The sequence below is a fragment of the Pseudomonas sp. 14A genome (assembly GCF_018132745.1).
Lineage (GTDB): Bacteria > Pseudomonadota > Gammaproteobacteria > Pseudomonadales > Pseudomonadaceae > Aquipseudomonas > Aquipseudomonas mercuritolerans.
This window is the reverse complement of the sequence record NZ_JAGRQJ010000014.1, coordinates 460,053-477,432: the sequence shown is the minus strand read 5'-3', so window position 1 is coordinate 477,432 and position 17,380 is coordinate 460,053. Positions and strand designations below refer to the sequence as shown.

Genomic DNA, 17,380 nt, shown 5'->3' with positions numbered 1-17,380 from the left:
CCGATGGTAGTGTGGGGTTTCCCCATGTGAGAGTAGGTCATCGTCAAGATTAAATTCCGAAACCCCAATTGCGAAAGCAGTTGGGGTTTTGTTTTGCCTGCGGGAAAGTTTTCAGCCTGCCACCGGGGAAATTCATTCTGAAGTGGACGGCCAGTTTTGATATGGTGCAGCTCGTTTTTTAACGGACTGATGTCCTGCCCACGGATCGGCACTCATTTATGTCAAAGAGTTGCTGTAGAAATGCCTGAACCAATCCCGATCAAGGATCATGAAAAAGAGACGCGGCTGGTCAACAAGCGATTGATCGCCTGCGCTCTGTTTGTCTTCGCCATCAGCTGCGCTCTGGTGGTGCGCCTGTACATCCTTCAGGTCGTGGAATTCGACTACCACTCGACCATCTCCGAAAACAATCGCGTCCATGTCCTCCCGATACCGCCAACGCGTGGATTGATCTACGACCGCAACGGTGTGTTGCTCGCCGACAATCGCCCCAGCTACAACCTGACCATCACCCGTGAGCGTGCCACCGACGTCAATCAAGAATTGGACGAAGTCATCAACTTGCTGCACTTGCCTGCTGAAGACCGCACGGTATTCGACAAGGCGATGAAGCAATCCCGGCATCCGTTCACACCGGTCACCCTGTTTTATGAGCTGACGGAAGAGCAGATTGCCGTCCTGGCGGTTAACGAGTTTCGCTTGCCGGGCATTGATGTCGAGCCGCAGTTTGTCCGCCACTATCCCCTCGGCGCCCATTTCGCCCATTCGATCGGTTATGTCGGTCGGATCAATGAAAAAGAATCGAAAACTCTCGACTCCGTGGAATACCGAGGTACGCAGTCCATCGGTAAAACCGGTATCGAGCGCTTTTATGAAGCGCAGTTGCACGGCCATGTCGGTTACGAAGAAGTCGAAACCAATGCTCAAGGCCGAGTGCTGCGCGTACTCAGGCACACCGATCCGGTGCCTGGTAAAAACATCGTACTCAGTCTCGATGTGAAGCTGCAGGAAGCCGCTGAAGCTGCTTTGGGCGACCGCCGTGGATCCGTGGTTGCCCTTGATCCGTCCACTGGAGAAGTGCTGGCCATGGTCAGCAACCCGAGCTTCGATCCGAATCTTTTCGTCACCGGGATCAGTTCAAAGGAATATTCAGCGCTGCGCGATTCCATCGACCGTCCGCTGTTCAACCGCGTATTGCGCGGCCTTTATGCCCCAGGCTCGACGATCAAGCCCGAAGTCGCCATCGCGGGTCTGGACGCCGGCGTCGTGACCCCACAGACCCGTGTATTCGATCCCGGCTATTACCAATTACCGGATTTCGACCACAAGTACCGCAACTGGAACCACAGCGGTGACGGCTGGGTGGATATGGACGCGGCGATCATGCGCTCCAACGACACCTACTTCTACGACCTAGCGCACAAGCTCGGCATTGATCGTCTGCACGATTACATGGCGATGTTCGGTCTTGGTGAAAAAGTCTCGCTGGACATGTTTGAAGAGTCGCCCGGCCTGATGCCGTCGCAAGCGTGGAAACGCGCTACTCGGCGACAGGCCTGGTATCCCGGCGAGACGGTTATTCTCGGCATCGGCCAAGGCTACATGCAGGTCACCCCGCTGCAATTGGCCCAGGCCACTGCCCTGATCGCCAATAAGGGTATATGGAATCGGCCGCACTTGGCCAAGTCGGTCGACGGCGTTGCGCCGGTTGACGAGCACCCGATGCCGAACATTCTGCTAAAGGATCCGCGTGATTGGGAGCAGGTCAACCACGGTATGCAGATGGTCATGCACGATGCTCGAGGCATCGCACGAGCGGCCGCTGCGGGTGCGCAATACCGTATCGCCGGCAAGAGTGGTACGGCGCAAGTGGTGGCGATCAAGCAGGGTGAGCGCTACAACCGTGAGAAAACCCTCGAGCGCCACCGTGACAACGCCCTGTTTGTAGGGTTTGCACCGGCCGAACATCCAAAGATCGCCATCTCGGTAATGATCGAGAACGGCGAGGCGGGTGGTCGTGTTGCCGGTCCAGTAGTGCGGCAGATCATGGACGCCTGGTTACTTGATCAGGATGGCCACCTCAAGCCGCAATACGCAGCGCCGAGCAAAGCACCGGGTGATCCGCACGTCTGAGGCATAACGGTTTCACAGCACAGGCTCCCGTAAGTGAGCCTGTGATTACGCACCAGGTACCGGGCAACTCATATCACCTTCCTCACATTTCAAATATTGCTTGAAGGCTTCTATCCGAGCCTTGGTGACGTCCGTGAGACAGCTACTGTAAACCAACGGATAAACGCTCCCGCCCGCCACCCCAGAAGCCGAAAACGTGCACTCGGCATCCCGAAAGCTGACCCACGCCCGCTGCGCGTTGACCAGCAGCTTCTTTCCGTCCGGGTTGTCCTTAAGGCGTCCGGTGATCTGCTGGTAGATCGTATTCAATTCCTTGTCCGCCGCTTTGAACGCTTGCCCAGCGCATTGATTCATCGTCGCCTGATCACTGGCGTTGGCGCAATCAACCGTGGCATGGGCGAAAGGGGCAAACAAAAAAGGCGCAAGGGCCAGAAGCAGACGCACTGACATAAGGTTCTCGCTGTATCGAGTGGAATGAGTGTAGCGATTGTTATGTACGTAGGCGGGAGGCCTCAAGCAAGCGATCCGCAGTGGCGGTGATTTCCTCGCCTTCATGCAACTGCTCCAGCCAGTGTTCGGGAATCGCCCGAGCGCCGTAGTAAGCACCTGCCAACTGACCGACGATAGCAGCCGTCGTATCCGCATCATCACCGAGATTGGCTGCTTTCAACACCGCTTCGGCGAATGTCTGCGTATGGTGAAAGCACCACAAAGCGGCTTCCAGCGATTGGACGCTATAGCCACTGCCTTTTATTTCAGTTTCCGCTTTATGGAGGTACTCACCCTGAGCAATCGCAATCACCTTGGGCTGGGAAAGCTGGAGCAGTGGCGACCGCCGAAGCTGTGTTTTCTCCGCACCCTCAAGCGCTCGTGCGATCAGGTCAGCCAGCAACTGACAGCACTCGATTGCCTCCGGCGCCGCATGGGTTGTGCGCGAACTGTCGGCGGCGTTGATCTGGATCTGTCCAGCGTCGGGAAAATAAAACAGCACGACAGGCGCCAATCGCATCAGCGACCCGTTACCAGCAGTCAATGGATCAGTCGACCCTGCGAAAGGCTCCCCGGTTCGCTGATACTGTTCCAGTGCATGGCTGACGGTCATGCCGATGTCGAAACATTCTCCGGTAGAGCTCAGGTATCCCCATTTCCACCAATTGAGATAGCGGCCCATCTGATCAGCCGCGTCGAAGCCGTTTTTACTCAGCAGGCTTTCGGCCAGGCACAGTGCCATTGAGGTGTCATCGGTCCATTGCCCAGGCTTGAGCTGGAACGGGCCGCCGCCAACCATATCGCTCAGCGGCTGGAATGATCCTCGCGGCTGGAACTCAACCGTTGTGCCGACCGCATCGCCGCAAGCCAGGCCGAGGAGGGCGCCGCGATACCGATCGGCAAGAGAGGGCTGCATGATTCGTCCTTGTTTCTGCGGATTCGCTGGAAAGATAACAGGTCAGGCGGCGCCGATCACAGAGCGCAAACTACCGCAGAATGTGTCCGCTCGAATGGGTGGCTGCAGCGCTTCGATACAACTTCGCATTGGACATGTGGTCATACAAGCCTAGTGTTCAGAACAGGAGGTGACGTATGAAACCAGTACCTAACAGTTTCGAACGCAAGATCACGCTCAAGGCGTCGCGTTCCCACGTCTGGCGTGCATTGGTCGATGCAGAGGCGTTTGGCCAGTGGTTCGGCGTGGCGCTCGAGGGACGGCGTTTCATTGCCGGCGAGTGGACGCAGGGCCAGGTCACGTACCCCGGTTATGAACACGTATTGTGGAATGTGCTGATCGAGCGGGTCGAGCCGCAGCAATTGTTTTCTTTCCGCTGGCACCCGTACGCGGTCAACCCGAAGATCGACTACTCGCAGGAGCCGACCACGCTGGTCAAGTTCGAATTGCAGGACTTCGAAGACGGCACTCTACTCAAGGTCTCGGAATCCGGCTTCGCGCACATCCCTGATATCCGCCAGAAAGAGGCGTATTACATGGACAGCCGCGGCTGGGAGGAGCAGTTGAGCAGGCTTGAACAGTTTCTCGCCGAAAGCGCCAGGGCTCGTGAAAGCGGCGGCGCCTGACACGTCTAAGGGTTTTCGGAAGTGTTTGTATGGCGAATGTCTTACACGCGTTGGTAGCTTTTACGACTATTGCTGATTGGATCCACTGGGTAATCTACACACATCAACTGAGACACAGGGAGTGTTTCAGGATCATGGATGATCGACCATTTGCAAGGATCGCTGCCGACAGGGAGTCGATAATGGTCTTGGGAAAAACCCGCTTCGGCGGGTTTTTTTTCGTCTGTACGTAGGAGCTGCCGAAGGCTGCGATCTTTTGATCTTGCTCTTGAAAACCCAAGTCAAAGAGATCGCAGCCTGCGCGAACGTGTCCCGTTACGAAGCAATCAACTGCCGCAATACATAATGCAGAATCCCCCCGGATTTGAAGTACTCGACCTCATTCAGCGTATCAATCCGGCACAAGACTTCGATTCTTTCCTGACGCCCATCCTCGCGAGTGATAACCAGCGGCAGGTTCATCCGTGGCCTCAGCTCGACGCCGGTCAATCCCAGAATCTCGAACGTCTCTTTGCCGGTCAGATTGAGGCTCTTGCGGTTTTGATCAAGCTTGAACTGCAACGGCAGCACACCCATGCCGACCAGATTCGAGCGGTGAATACGTTCGAAACTCTCCGCAATCACGGCTTTGACGCCCAGCAGATTGGTGCCTTTCGCCGCCCAGTCACGGCTCGACCCGGTGCCGTACTCCTGACCGGCAATCACCACCAGCGGCGTGTCCGACGCCTGATATTTCATCGCTGCATCGTAGATGGCCATTTTTTCCCCGGTGGGGATGTAAACGGTGTTGCCGCCTTCCTCGCCGCCAAGCATTTCGTTGCGAATACGGATGTTGGCAAACGTGCCGCGCATCATCACTTCATGATTGCCGCGACGGGAACCGTAGGAGTTGAAGTCGCGCGGTTCGACGCCTTTTTCCTGCAGATACCGCCCGGCCGGGCTGTCGATCTTGATGTTGCCGGCGGGGGAGATATGGTCGGTGGTCACTGAATCGCCGAGCAAAGCCAAGACTCGCGCACCTTTGACGTCTTTCACTTCCGGCAGAGGGCCGGAAATGTCGTCGAAGAAAGGTGGATGCTGAATGTAGGTCGAATCGTCCTGCCAGACGTAAGTGGCCGCTTGCGGCACCTCGATGGCTTGCCATTGTTCGTCGCCGGCAAACACTTCGGCGTATTCCTTGTGGAACATCGCCGTGTTGACCTGATTCACCGCCTCGGCGATTTCTCGGCTGCTCGGCCAGATATCGCGCAGGTACACCGGATTGCCCTGCTGATCCTCGCCCAGCGGTTCGCTGCTGATATCGGTGCGCACACTGCCAGCCAAAGCGTACGCGACGACCAGAGGAGGCGAGGCCAGCCAGTTGGTTTTCACCAGTGGGTGTACGCGACCTTCGAAGTTGCGGTTGCCGGACAGGACCGACGCGACTGTCAGATCGGCTTTCTGAATGGCTTTTTCGATTGGCTCCGGCAGTGGCCCGGAGTTGCCGATGCAGGTGGTGCAACCGTAGCCGACCAACGAAAACCCGAGCTGATCAAGGTACTGAGTCAGCCCGGCAGCCTTGTAGTAGTCGGTGACCACTTTCGAGCCGGGGGCGAGTGAGCTTTTCACCCAAGGCTTGCGTGTCAGGCCTTTTTCGACGGCTTTTTTCGCCAGTAGTCCAGCGGCCATCATCACGCTCGGGTTGGAAGTGTTGGTGCAGGAAGTGATCGCGGCGATGACCACGGCACCGTTTTTCAGGCGATAGGTCTTGCCCTCGTATTCGTAGTCCGCTTCACCGACCAGATCGGCGTTGCCCACGGCGACGCCGCCACCGCCCTCGCTTTCCAGGCGTCCTTCTTCCTTGCTGGTGGGTTTGAACTGCAGGTCGATGAAATCACTGAAGGCCTGCGCGACGTTCGGCAGCGAGACGCGATCCTGCGGGCGTTTCGGACCGGCCAGACTGGCTTCGACGCTGCCCATGTCCAGCGCCAGGCTGTCGGTGAACACCGGCTCCTGACCCGGCAGACGCCACAGGCCTTGAGCTTTGGTGTAGGCCTCGACCAGTTTCACCACTTCCGGCGGCCGGCCGGACAAGCGCAGGTATTCCAGGGTGACATCGTCGACCGGGAAGAAACCGCACGTCGCACCGTATTCCGGAGCCATGTTGGCGATGGTCGCGCGGTCGGCCAACGGCAGGTCGGCGAGACCGTCGCCATAGAATTCGACGAATTTGCCGACCACGCCTTTCTTGCGCAGCATCTGCGTCACGGTCAGCACCAGATCGGTAGCGGTAATGCCTTCCTTGAGCTTGCCGGTGAGTTTGAAGCCGATCACTTCTGGAATCAGCATCGACACCGGTTGCCCGAGCATCGCAGCTTCCGCTTCGATCCCGCCCACGCCCCAGCCGAGTACGCCGAGGCCGTTGATCATGGTGGTGTGGGAGTCGGTGCCGACCAGTGTGTCGGGGAAGGCGTAGGTGCGGCCATCCTCGTCTTTGGTCCATACGGTGCGGCCGAGGTACTCAAGGTTGACCTGATGGCAGATGCCGGTGCCCGGCGGGACCACGCTGAAGTTGTCGAACGCACTCTGGCCCCAGCGCAGGAAGGCATAGCGCTCGCCGTTGCGTTGCATTTCAATGTCGACGTTCTGTTCGAAGGCACTGGCGCTGGCAAACTTGTCGACCATTACCGAGTGGTCGATGACCAGATCCACCGGCGACAACGGATTGATCCGCTGCGGATCGCCGCCGGCCTTGGCCATTGCCGCGCGCATGGCGGCGAGGTCGACTACGGCGGGGACGCCGGTAAAATCCTGCATCAATACACGGGCAGGGCGGTACTGGATTTCGCGATCGGAGCGGCGCTCCTTAAGCCAGGCGGCAATGGCCTTGAGGTCAGCGCCGGTGACGGTTTTTTCGTCTTCCCAGCGCAGCAGATTTTCCAGCAGGACCTTCAATGACATCGGCAGCTTGTCGAGATCGCCCAGGCTTTTGGCGGCTTCCGGCAGGCTGAAATAGTGGTAGGTCGTGGCGTCGATTTGTAGGGTTTTCAGTGACTTCAGACTATCGAGGGACGGCATTACGATCACTCCTTTGAGTCCGCACGGCTACGGACTGAGGGGACGGGCAGAGCATTAAACCTAGCCCTGTTTTGAGTAGCTGGCTAATAACTGGACTCTATCGGCGTAACCATGGTTCCGACTTCAGCTATCATGCGCCGGTTTTCGTGACAGGCATTGCGGCAACGCAAGGCTTGAGCATCGCGCAGAGGCCGAATGATCGACCGCTGCCCAGGAGTAAAAATGAACACCCTATTCATGCATTGCCGGCCCGGCTTCGAAGGCGAAGTCTGTTCGGAGATTTCCGATCTCGCCGCCCGTCTCAATGTGGCCGGTTACGCCAAAGCCAAAACAGCCGCGGCCTGCGCCGAGTTTGTCTGCACCGAAGCGGACGGTGCCGAACGTCTGATGCGCGGTCAGCGTTTCGCCGAATTGATCTTCCCCCGGCAGTGGGCGCGGGGCTTTTTCATCGATCTGCCGGAAAACGATCGCATCAGCGTAATCCTCGCGCACATGGCCGATTTCCCGGTGTTTGGCAGTCTGTGGCTGGAAGTGGTCGATACCAATGACGGCAAGGAACTGTCGAACTTCTGCAAGAAGTTCGAAGGCCCGCTGCGCAAGGCGCTGACCGCCGCTGGCAAACTGGTAGACGACGCCAGTAAGCCGCGTTTGTTGCTGACCTTCAAAAGCGGACGTGAGGTGTTTCTTGGCATGGCCGATGCCGGCAATTCGGCGATGTGGCCGATGGGCATTCCGCGCCTGAAGTTTCCCCGCGAAGCGCCCAGCCGTTCGACCTTGAAGCTGGAGGAGGCGTGGCACCACTTCATTCCGCGCGACCAGTGGGAAGATCGCCTGCACAGCGACATGACCGGCGTTGACCTCGGCGCCGCACCGGGCGGCTGGACCTGGCAACTGGTCAACCGTGGCATGCTGGTCACCGCCATCGACAACGGCCCGATGGCTGAAAGCCTGATGGAAACCGGACTGGTCCAGCATCTGATGGCGGACGGTTTTACCTTCAAGCCGAAGCAGCCGGTGGACTGGATGGTTTGCGACATCGTCGAGAAACCGGCGCGTAACGCGGCGATGCTGGAAGAGTGGATCGGCGAAGGACATTGCCGCGAAGCAGTGGTCAACCTGAAGCTGCCAATGAAGCAGCGTTATGCCGAAGTGAAACGTCTGCTCGAGCGCATTGCCGACGGTTTCAAGGCGCGTGGGATCAAGGTTGATATCGGTTGCAAGCAGCTGTATCACGACCGCGAGGAAGTGACTTGTCATCTGCGCCGGCACGACACCAGAAAACCCAAATCGCGCTGACACAACACTGAACCTATGGGAGCGAGCCTGCTCGCGAAAGCGGTGGGGCTGACGGATTGCCTTCGCGAGCAGGCTCGCTCCCACATGGGTTGGACGATATCCCAAGCAATGCGCGACAATGCCGACCAGTTTCTGGAGTGAACCATGAGTGAAATGATCGATACCGCGGTCGACGGCACCCTCGACGCCACCGGCCTGAATTGCCCGGAACCGGTGATGATGTTGCACCAGCACATTCGCGATCTGGTACCCGGCGGCCTGCTCAAGGTGATCGCCACCGATCCCTCGACCAAGCGTGATATCCCCAAGTTCTGCGTGTTTCTTGACCATGAACTGGTCAGCCAGCACGAAGAGGCCGGCACCTATCTGTACTGGATTCGCAAGAAAGACGCTTAACAGCGGCTACACATAGAACAACTGTGGGAGCGAGCCTGCTCGCGAAAACGGTATCTCAGTCACTATTGATGGCGACTGATTCACCGCATTCGCGAGCAGGCTCGCTCCCACATTTTTTTGTCTTGCGTAAAGGCTCAACCCGCCGAACGACTGATCCGAATCCGCTTGCGCGCGCTGCGTGTCAGCCGGATCGACAGCATCAGTGCAGCGCAGCTCAAGCCGACGATCAAACCCTGCCACAAGCCGCTCGGCCCACGTGGCTCGCCGAGCCAATCGGTCAGGCCCAGCGCGTAACCCACCGGCAAACCAATCCCCCAGTAGGCGAACAGAGTCAGGATCATCGTCACCCGAGTGTCCTGATAGCCACGCAGTGCGCCGGCGGCAGTCACCTGGATCGCATCGGAAAACTGGAACAGCGCCGAGTAGACAATCAGCATCGCGGCAATGTGAATCACCGTTGGATCAGCGGTATAGATCGCCGCAATCGGCTCGCGCAGCGCCAGCATCAGGCTCGCCGACAGGCAGGCGTAGGCCAGCGCCGTGCCCATGCCGACTCCAGCGGCAAAACGTGCCTCACGCGGTTCCTCTCGGCCCAGCGCCTGGCCGACACGCACGGTGACCGCCATGCCCAGCGAATAGGGAATCATGAACACCAGCGAGCTGACGTTCAGCGCGATCTGATGCCCGGCCACCACCGTCGCGCCGAGGCTGCCGATCAGCAGGGCGATCACGGCGAAGATGCTCGACTCGGCAAACACCGCGATGCCGATCGGCAAACCAATCGACAGCAGACGTTTGATCACCGCCCACTGCGGCAAGTCGAAACGGCTGAACAGTTCGCTTGAGCGATAGGCCGGTGCCCAGCGTTCGTAGACGGCCAGGCCCAGCGCCATCACCCACATCACGATCGCCGTGGCCCAGCCGCAGCCGACGCCGCCCATGGCCGGCACGCCGAAGTGGCCATAAATGAAGATGTAGTTCAGCGGGATGTTCAGCGCCAGACCACAGAGGCCCAGCACCATGGCCGGGCGGGTCCGGCCGATGCCATCACTGGTGCAACGCAGCACGTGATAGAAGGCCACCGCTGGCAAGCCGCTGGCGATGCCGTGCAGATATTGCATGCACGGGCCGATCAGCTCGGGATCGACCTTCATCAGATGCAGGACCGGCTCGGCGGCGACCAGCATCGAGGTGGCGATCAATCCGACTACCAATGCCAGCCATAACGCCTGACGCACGATCGGGCCAATTTCGCTGTGCTTGCCGGCGCCGAAACGCTGCGCGACCTTTGGCGTGGTGGCCAGCAGGGTGCCGGTCATCAACAGAAATACCGGAACCCAGATCGAGTTGCCCAGCGCCACCGCCGCCAGATCCTTGGGCCCGACGCGCCCGGCCATCACCGCATCGACGAAGCCCATGGCCGTGGTCGCCAGTTGCGCGATGATGATCGGCAGGGCCAGGGCGAGCAGGTTTTTCAACTCCAGGCGAATCCGCGCAGGGCGGTTCAGCGAGACGGCGACAGGTTGGTCAGTTACAGGGTTCACAGGCAAAGCGTCCAGAAAGTATTGATGCGCAGAGCGGCGCATTCTACGCCGCTGACGCCTCGGTCAGGAAAAATCCTCTGTTGCGCATTTGTAAGCGCAAACCCTGCTGGCTGATCGACGCGTCAGCACCTAAACTGCCGATCCGCCCAAGGAGCCCGCCATGCTGATTGTTGCCGACGAAAATATCCCGCTGCTCGATGCCTTTTTTGCCGGTTTCGGTGACATCCGCCGAGTGCCGGGCCGCTCCATTGACCGCGCGACGGTCGAGCAGGCCGATGTGTTGCTGGTGCGTTCGGTGACCAACGTCAATCGTGCGCTGCTTGAAGGCAGTAAGGTGCGCTTTGTCGGCACTTGCACCATCGGCACCGATCATCTGGATCTTGACTACTTCAACGAGGCCGGGATCTGCTGGTCGAGCGCGCCGGGTTGCAATGCTCGTGGTGTTGTCGACTACGTGCTGGGCAGTCTGATGACACTGGCCGAGATCGAAGGCGCAGATCTGACTCAGCGCACTTACGGCGTCGTCGGCGCCGGTGAAGTGGGGGGGCGCTTGATCAAGGTCCTGAAGGGCCTGGGCTGGAACGTCAAGGTCTGCGATCCGCCGCGGCAGGCTGCCGAGGGTGGTGATTATGTCAGCCTTGAGCAGATCATCGAGCAGTGCGACGTGATCAGCCTGCATACGCCATTGACCCGCAGCGGCGACTCTGCAACCTGGCACCTGTTCGATCAACAGCGTTTGCAGCAACTCAAGCAGGGTGCCTGGCTGATCAACGCGGCGCGCGGTCCAGTGGTGGACAATGCAGCGCTGCGTGAGGTGCTGCTGGAGCGCGAAGACCTGCAAGCTGTGCTCGATGTCTGGGAAAAGGAGCCGGAAGTCGACCCTGCGCTGGCCGAGCTCTGCGTATTGGCCACGCCCCATATTGCCGGTTACAGCCTCGACGGCAAGCAACGCGGGACCGCGCAGATTTATCAGGCCTACTGCGCTTTCATTGGTCAGCCTGCAACTATCCAGCTTGGTGATCTGTTGCCAGCACCATGGCTGTCGGAAGTTTCCCTGCACGGCGATAGTGATCCGGCGTGGGCGCTGGCGATGTTGTGCCGGGGCGTGTATGACCCGCGCCGCGATGATGCGGATTTCCGCCGCAGTCTCGTGGGAAATGTCGCCGAGCAGCGAGCGGCGTTTGACGTGTTGCGCAAGCAGTATCCGGTGCGCCGCGAGATTGAAGGGCTGAAGGTGCGAATCGAAGGTGATGCGCCGGGGTTGCGGCAGATTGTTGAGGCGCTGGGGGCAACCCGTGTCCTGTAGGAGCTGTCGAGTGAAACGAGGCTGCGATCTCTTGATCTTGCTTTTTGGAGATCAAAAGATCGCAGCCTTCGGCAGCTCCTACACGATTCGCAGCTAAATTACAGATATAAAAAACCCGGCCAATCAGGGCCGGGTCAGGAAGGCGTTGGCTGTATCACTCTTGTTCGACAGGCTTGACCAATCGCTTCTCCAGTTCGCGGCAAGCGTCCTGGATCATGTCTTCAGTGATCGGTACTTCGCGGCCCTGCTCATCGATAATCGAGCAACCCAGAGACTGGTCGGGTTTGGTGCGGATCACTTCAATCTTGTCTTCGCTGCTGTGTTGCAAGGACATGGCCTGTCTCCTCATCAGGTTGTGTGCCTAAGTTAAAACCGCCACGTGACCAGGCTGTGACAACTCCCTGCGGTCTGTCGGCGGGCGGCATCTCTACTCAAACAGAAATGACCGCTCGTCTCAACCGCAACCTTAGACCAATCGTTTCTAGCATCCGGACATCCCGGGCATATTTAACCTGACTCATTGTGATTTACAGAGTTCCACCCCATCTGAGTCTGTAGGCTGGCCCGATCCATCTGCACAGACGTGAACTCCATGATCTCCATGCTTTCTGCCCGACACCGGCGCGCCCTGCGCCTGACCAGTCATTTTCTCCTGCCGTACCGCTGGCATGCCTTCGGCGCATTGCTCGCGCTGATCGTCACCGCTGGCATCACCTTGTCGATGGGGCAGGGCATCAAACTGTTGGTCGATCAGGGCTTCATGACCCGATCGCCGCATCTGCTCAATCAGTCCATCGGCATTTTCATGCTGCTGGTGCTCGGGCTGGCCCTTGGCACCGTTGCCCGTTTTTATCTGGTGTCGTGGATCGGCGAGCGCGTGGTCGCCGACATTCGCCGCCAGGTGTTCAATCACTTGGTGTATCTGCATCCGGGCTTTTATGAGGACAACCGCAGCTCGGAAATCCAGTCGCGCCTGACCGCTGACACGACCTTGCTGCAATCGGTGATCGGTTCGTCGCTCTCGCTGTTCCTGCGCAATCTGCTGATGGTGATCGGTGGTGTAGTGCTGCTGTTCATTACCAATCCGAAGTTGACCAGCATTGTCGTGATTGCACTGCCGCTGGTGATCGCGCCGATCCTGATTTTCGGCCGCCGCGTGCGCAATCTGTCGCGCCAGAGCCAGGATCGCATCGCCGATATCGGCAGTTACGTGTCGGAAACCCTCGGCCAGATCAAAACCGTGCAGGCCTACAACCACCAGGTGCAGGACGAGCAGCGTTTCGCCTCGACCGTCGAGCAGGCGTTCGAAACCGCGCGCAAACGGATCTTCCAACGGGCGTGGCTGATCACGCTGGTGATCGTGCTGGTGCTTGGCGCGGTGGCGGTGATGTTGTGGGTCGGCGGCATGGACGTTATGGCCGGGCGTATCTCGGCCGGGGAATTGGCGGCATTCGTTTTCTACAGCCTGATTGTCGGCAGTGCGTTCGGTACGCTGAGCGAAGTGATCGGAGAGCTGCAACGCGCTGCGGGTGCTGCTGAACGCATCGCGGAATTGCTGCGCTCGGAAAACATCATCCAGCCACCGTCGACCGGACTGGTCACTTTGCCAGCGCGAGTCAAAGGAGAACTTGAACTGCGCGACGTGCGTTTTTCCTACCCGTCGCGTCCGCAAAGCTACGCCGTCGATGGCTTGAATCTGACGGTGAGGGCAGGCGAAACACTGGCATTGGTGGGGCCGTCCGGCGCCGGCAAGTCCACGGTTTACGACTTGTTGCTGCGCTTCTACGATCCACGCGAGGGGCAGGTTCTCCTCGATGGCGTGCCGCTGACCAGCCTTGACCCGCTGGATCTGCGCCGCTGTTTCGCCCTGGTCTCGCAAACCCCTGCTTTGTTCTTCGGCAGTGTGGAGGACAACATCCGCTACGGCTGCCCGACGGCCACGCTTGAACAGGTCAAGGAAGCTGCGCGAATTGCCCACGCCCACGACTTCATCGAACAAATGCCGGACGGCTATCAGACTCATCTCGGCGACGGCGGCCTCGGGTTGTCCGGCGGTCAGCGCCAACGTCTGGCCATCGTCCGCGCCTTGCTGGTAGACGCGCCGATCCTGCTCCTGGACGAAGCCACCAGCGCCCTCGATGCACAGAGCGAGCATCTGATCCAGCAGGCCCTGCCAACGCTGATGGAAAACCGCACCACGTTGGTCATAGCGCACCGACTGGCCACGGTGAAGAACGCTGACCGGATTGCAGTGATGGATCAAGGCAAGCTGGTAGCGGTGGGGACGCATCAGCAATTGATCGCCAGCAATCCGCTGTACGCACGGCTGGCGGCGTTGCAGTTTAATGATGGTTATGAGGCGACTAAACAGAACTGATGCATGGCGCCAACATCGGGCATCATTACGAACTGCATGATTCCAGGATGAGGATATGAGTCGTTATCAGCCGCCGCTGACCCTGACTGCACGAATGATTACGCTGATCGCCGAAATCAGCGAACAAATAGGTCAACTCCTGGCTGTGGACGATAGTAGGCAGACGCCTCAGCTGCGTCGAAGCAATCGAATCCGTACGATTCAGGCTTCGCTGGCTATCGAAAACAATACATTGAGTGTTGAACAGGTCACTGCGGTCATTGCCGGGCGGCGTGTCTTGGGGCTGCCCAAAGAGATACAGGAAGTCCATAACGCTTTCGAGGCTTATGAGTCAATGGCCGCTTGGGATCCGGCCAGCAAGGCTGATCTTTTGCGGGCCCACGAGCTATTGATGAAAGGTTTGATCGAGGATTGCGGGCAACTGCGCCGTACGGGCGTTGGCATCTATCGAGGCGATCAGTTGGTGCATATGGCGCCGCCGCCGAGTCGGATTGCGCATTTGATCGATGACCTCTTGGCATGGCTTGGCTCATCCGATTGGCATCCGCTGATCATCAGCTGTGTCTTCCATTACGAATTCGAGTTCATTCATCCTTTCGCGGATGGAAATGGGAGGATGGGGCGTCTCTGGCAAACGCTGATTCTAAGTCAGTGGCGACCGGTGCTTGCCTACTTGCCAGTTGAGGCGGTTATCCGGGATCAGCAGGATGCCTATTACGCTGCGCTCTCGACAGCGGAGCGGATGGCAGAATCGACGCCGTTTGTTGAATACATGCTCCATGCGTTGAGCCTTGCACTGCGCGAGGCCGTTGAAAGTGAGCAAGCGGCCGACCCAGTAACCGACCCAGTAACCGACCCAGTAAGGAGGCTGTTGCAAACGTTGGATAACCGGGCGCTGAAAACCAGCGAGTTAATGGGCGAGTTGGGCCTTAGACATAAAGCGACATTCAGGTCCAACTACCTTAAACCCGCGCTGGCAGCGGGATTTGTACAAATGACGGACCCTCAGAGTCCGAACAGTCCTGTTCAGAAATACCTGCTCACCGAGGCAGGCAAGCTCAAGGTCGCGCAGGAGAAGAGATAGATCTGCTGCACTTAAAAAATGCCCGCATTCCAGTGCGGGCATTTTTGTTAAGCCAGATCAAAAGATCGCAGCCTTCGGCAGCTCCTACGTAACCGGCATTACCGGTTACTGATCATCAAAATATCGCTCATGCCAATCCACCAGCGGCTGCGGCGAGTTGAGCTTCTGGCCGTAGATTACCGAGTACGACAGCACGTTCTGCACGTATTGCCGGGTTTCGTCGAAGGGGATGCTTTCCACCCAGACGTCGAAACTCAGGTGATCAGCGCCGCGCAGCCACTGGCGCACGCGGCCGGGGCCGGCGTTGTAGGCGGCGGAGGCGAGCACGCGGTTGCCGTTGAACTGGCTGTGTACCTGGCTGAGGTAAGCGGCGCCGAGCTGGATGTTCTTGTCCGGATCGAGTACTTGCTGGGGCGAGGCCAGTGGGATGCTGAACTTGCGCGCGGTTTCCTTGGCCGTGCCGGGCATCAATTGCATCAGACCGCTGGCGCCGACGCCGGAGCGGGCGTCGTCCATGAAGGCGCTTTCCTGCCGGGTGATGGCGAACACCCAGCTCGAATGCAGGCCGCGAACCTTGGCTTCACGCACGAGGGTATCGCGGTGCGCCATCGGGAAGCGGATGTCCAGATCGTCCCAGTACTGTGCCTGACTGATGGTGCGAATCGCCGGAAAGTACCATTTCAGGTCGTAGGCCAGTTTGGCTTGGGCGACCATTTCATCGCGGTTGAAATGCCGGCTGACGTGATACCACTCGCGGCGCCCGTCGACGATCTGCCCGCGTGCATGGAACTCCAGCGCGCGGCGAACCCCGGGGGTATTTCGCACTTTGTTGATCAGCGCCTGGCTGAGCACCAGCGGTTTGTTGTTCAGCGAGTAAGGCGATTGTGAACGGTCTGCGGCGAGGAAGCCGTAGAAGTCGCGTTCCCGCGCCAGATTCTTGTACAAGGTCAGCGCTTGCGGGTTTTGTGGCTCGGCCAGTTCCAGGCTGCGCGCCTGCCAGTAGCGCCAACGGTTGGTGGTGGCCAGGTCTTGCGGCAGACGTTTGGTCAGCTCGTAGGCATCGTTCCAGCGTGCCAGACGCAAGAGCAGGCGCAGGCGCCATTCCGAGACGGTGTTGTCGCGCAGCTCCGGATCGTATTTGGTCATGACGTCCAGCGCGCGGCTGTCGAAGCGGCGCGCCAGGGTCAGGCCGATCTCGCGGGCGATCGCGACCTTTTCATCGCGTGAGAAATGCATGCTGCTGGCGTAACCGTCGAGGAGGGCCATGGCCTTGTCCGGATCCTGCCGAGCGAGGCGGCGCAGGCCGAGGCTGACGACGTCGGACATCGGCTCGTCGGCCGGGGTGAAGCGCGACGGCTGGTTGAGCAGTTCGGGTTTCTGCGCCACGTCGACCAGCAAGCGACCGCGCGGGGCGAGGGTGGTCAGGCCGTTGATCAGGCTGTTGGCCAGCGGATAGTTGCGCGCCTGCGCGGCAAGTTTGGTGCGCTCCCAGCGTTTCTGCTCGGTGAGCTGGCCATCGGCGGCCCAGATGCCGAACAACGCGTCACACGCAGCCGGTTGCGATTTGCCGGTCAGCCAGAGTTTTTCCGCGTTGGCATAGCCTTCGGCTTTCTTGTCGTGGCTGATCTGGTACTGCGCGTTGAGGCAGTCGAGTTCAGTGAAATTCAGTTTCGGGTCGTAATACTTGACGAAGATCGCCCAGTCGCCACGGTCGGCCAGCCAGCGCAACCAGCGCAGTTTCATCCAGTTAGCTTGCGGCAGGTCACCGTGTTCGGCGAGGAATTTCTCGATTTCTGCGTTGCTCGCCGTCTTCAGGCGCGCGGTCAGTTCGTCGTAGGCCAGATACGGTTCCAGCGGATAATCGGCCAGCGCCTGGCTGTAACGGAAATACGGGCCGGTATCACCCTTGGCCAAGGCGCGCTTGGCTTCATCGTAATACTGGCGTTGGGTGGACAAGTCCACCGCCTGGACGGATTGAGCGGCAGCGGCGGTAAGAAACAAGCAGGACAAAACACTGAAAAGGCGACTGCGCATGAGACATCCGGGCAGAGAAATCATGACAAGTGCAGACCGAAATCCGCACTGAATTGCCTGTAGCTTAGCCTTTTGCCAGCAAG

Annotated in this window: 13 protein-coding genes; 7 read left to right on the top strand and 6 right to left on the bottom strand. The window is 59.0% G+C overall.

All coding sequences use genetic code 11. The annotated features are described in order from the left end of the window. The first annotated feature begins 240 nt into the window (after positions 1–240). The gene (mrdA, locus tag PS14A_RS16830) at positions 241–2,133 is read left to right on the top strand and encodes a penicillin-binding protein 2 (protein ID WP_212616794.1); all 1,893 of its coding nucleotides are present in this window, start codon (positions 241–243) and stop codon (positions 2,131–2,133) included. 45 nt (positions 2,134–2,178) lie between these two features. On the opposite strand, the gene PS14A_RS16825 is transcribed toward mrdA, so the two are convergent. Together PS14A_RS16825 and PS14A_RS16820 are read right to left on the bottom strand one after the other, a co-directional pair. Continuing rightward, a complete protein-coding gene (locus PS14A_RS16825) occupies positions 2,179–2,583 on the bottom strand; it encodes a lysozyme inhibitor LprI family protein (RefSeq protein ID WP_130909904.1) in 405 nt (134 codons plus the stop codon). A gap of 40 nt (positions 2,584–2,623) precedes the next feature. Then, on the bottom strand, positions 2,624–3,538 hold the full coding sequence (locus tag PS14A_RS16820; RefSeq protein ID WP_212616793.1) for an ADP-ribosylglycohydrolase family protein: 915 nt from the start codon (positions 3,536–3,538) through the stop codon (positions 2,624–2,626). 176 nt (positions 3,539–3,714) lie between these two features. Here PS14A_RS16820 and PS14A_RS16815 point away from each other — a divergent pair, with 176 nt between their 5' ends. Further along, entirely contained in the window at positions 3,715–4,203 is a 489-nt protein-coding gene (locus PS14A_RS16815) for an SRPBCC family protein (protein ID WP_016775506.1), read from the top strand. A gap of 315 nt (positions 4,204–4,518) precedes the next feature. Here the strand turns inward: PS14A_RS16815 and acnA are convergent, their stop codons facing one another. Then, positions 4,519–7,260, bottom strand: a complete 2,742-nt coding sequence (gene acnA, locus PS14A_RS16810; protein ID WP_212616792.1) for an aconitate hydratase AcnA — start codon at positions 7,258–7,260, stop codon at positions 4,519–4,521. A gap of 222 nt (positions 7,261–7,482) precedes the next feature. On the opposite strand from acnA, the gene rlmM reads away from it, so the two are divergent. Together rlmM and tusA are read left to right on the top strand one after the other, a co-directional pair. Beyond that, on the top strand, positions 7,483–8,556 hold the full coding sequence (gene rlmM, locus PS14A_RS16805; RefSeq protein ID WP_212616791.1) for a 23S rRNA (cytidine(2498)-2'-O)-methyltransferase RlmM: 1,074 nt from the start codon (positions 7,483–7,485) through the stop codon (positions 8,554–8,556). Positions 8,557–8,712: 156 nt separating this feature from the next. Next, positions 8,713–8,952, top strand: a complete 240-nt coding sequence (gene tusA, locus PS14A_RS16800; RefSeq protein ID WP_178083627.1) for a sulfurtransferase TusA — start codon at positions 8,713–8,715, stop codon at positions 8,950–8,952. A gap of 134 nt (positions 8,953–9,086) precedes the next feature. Here tusA and PS14A_RS16795 read toward each other — a convergent pair whose 3' ends face one another. Further along, positions 9,087–10,496 (bottom strand): MATE family efflux transporter, encoded by a 1,410-nt coding sequence (locus PS14A_RS16795; RefSeq protein ID WP_349251721.1) that lies wholly within the window; start codon positions 10,494–10,496, stop codon positions 9,087–9,089. Positions 10,497–10,656: 160 nt separating this feature from the next. Here PS14A_RS16795 and pdxB point away from each other — a divergent pair, with 160 nt between their 5' ends. Beyond that, positions 10,657–11,802, top strand: coding sequence for a 4-phosphoerythronate dehydrogenase PdxB (pdxB, locus tag PS14A_RS16790; protein ID WP_212616789.1), 1,146 nt, complete (start codon positions 10,657–10,659; stop codon positions 11,800–11,802). Positions 11,803–11,956: 154 nt separating this feature from the next. Here the strand turns inward: pdxB and PS14A_RS16785 are convergent, their stop codons facing one another. Then, a complete protein-coding gene (locus PS14A_RS16785) occupies positions 11,957–12,136 on the bottom strand; it encodes a PA1571 family protein (protein WP_130909900.1) in 180 nt (59 codons plus the stop codon). A gap of 267 nt (positions 12,137–12,403) precedes the next feature. Here PS14A_RS16785 and PS14A_RS16780 point away from each other — a divergent pair, with 267 nt between their 5' ends. After that, positions 12,404–14,179, top strand: coding sequence for an ABC transporter transmembrane domain-containing protein (locus PS14A_RS16780; RefSeq protein ID WP_212616788.1), 1,776 nt, complete (start codon positions 12,404–12,406; stop codon positions 14,177–14,179). Between the two features lie 55 nt (positions 14,180–14,234). Then, positions 14,235–15,263, top strand: coding sequence for a Fic family protein (locus PS14A_RS16775; protein WP_212616787.1), 1,029 nt, complete (start codon positions 14,235–14,237; stop codon positions 15,261–15,263). Between the two features lie 105 nt (positions 15,264–15,368). Here the strand turns inward: PS14A_RS16775 and PS14A_RS16770 are convergent, their stop codons facing one another. Then, positions 15,369–17,297 carry a transglycosylase SLT domain-containing protein gene (locus tag PS14A_RS16770; protein WP_212616786.1) on the bottom strand — a complete coding sequence of 643 codons (1,929 nt, stop codon included), beginning with the start codon at positions 17,295–17,297 and terminating at the stop codon, positions 15,369–15,371. Between the last annotated feature and the right edge of the window lie 83 nt (positions 17,298–17,380).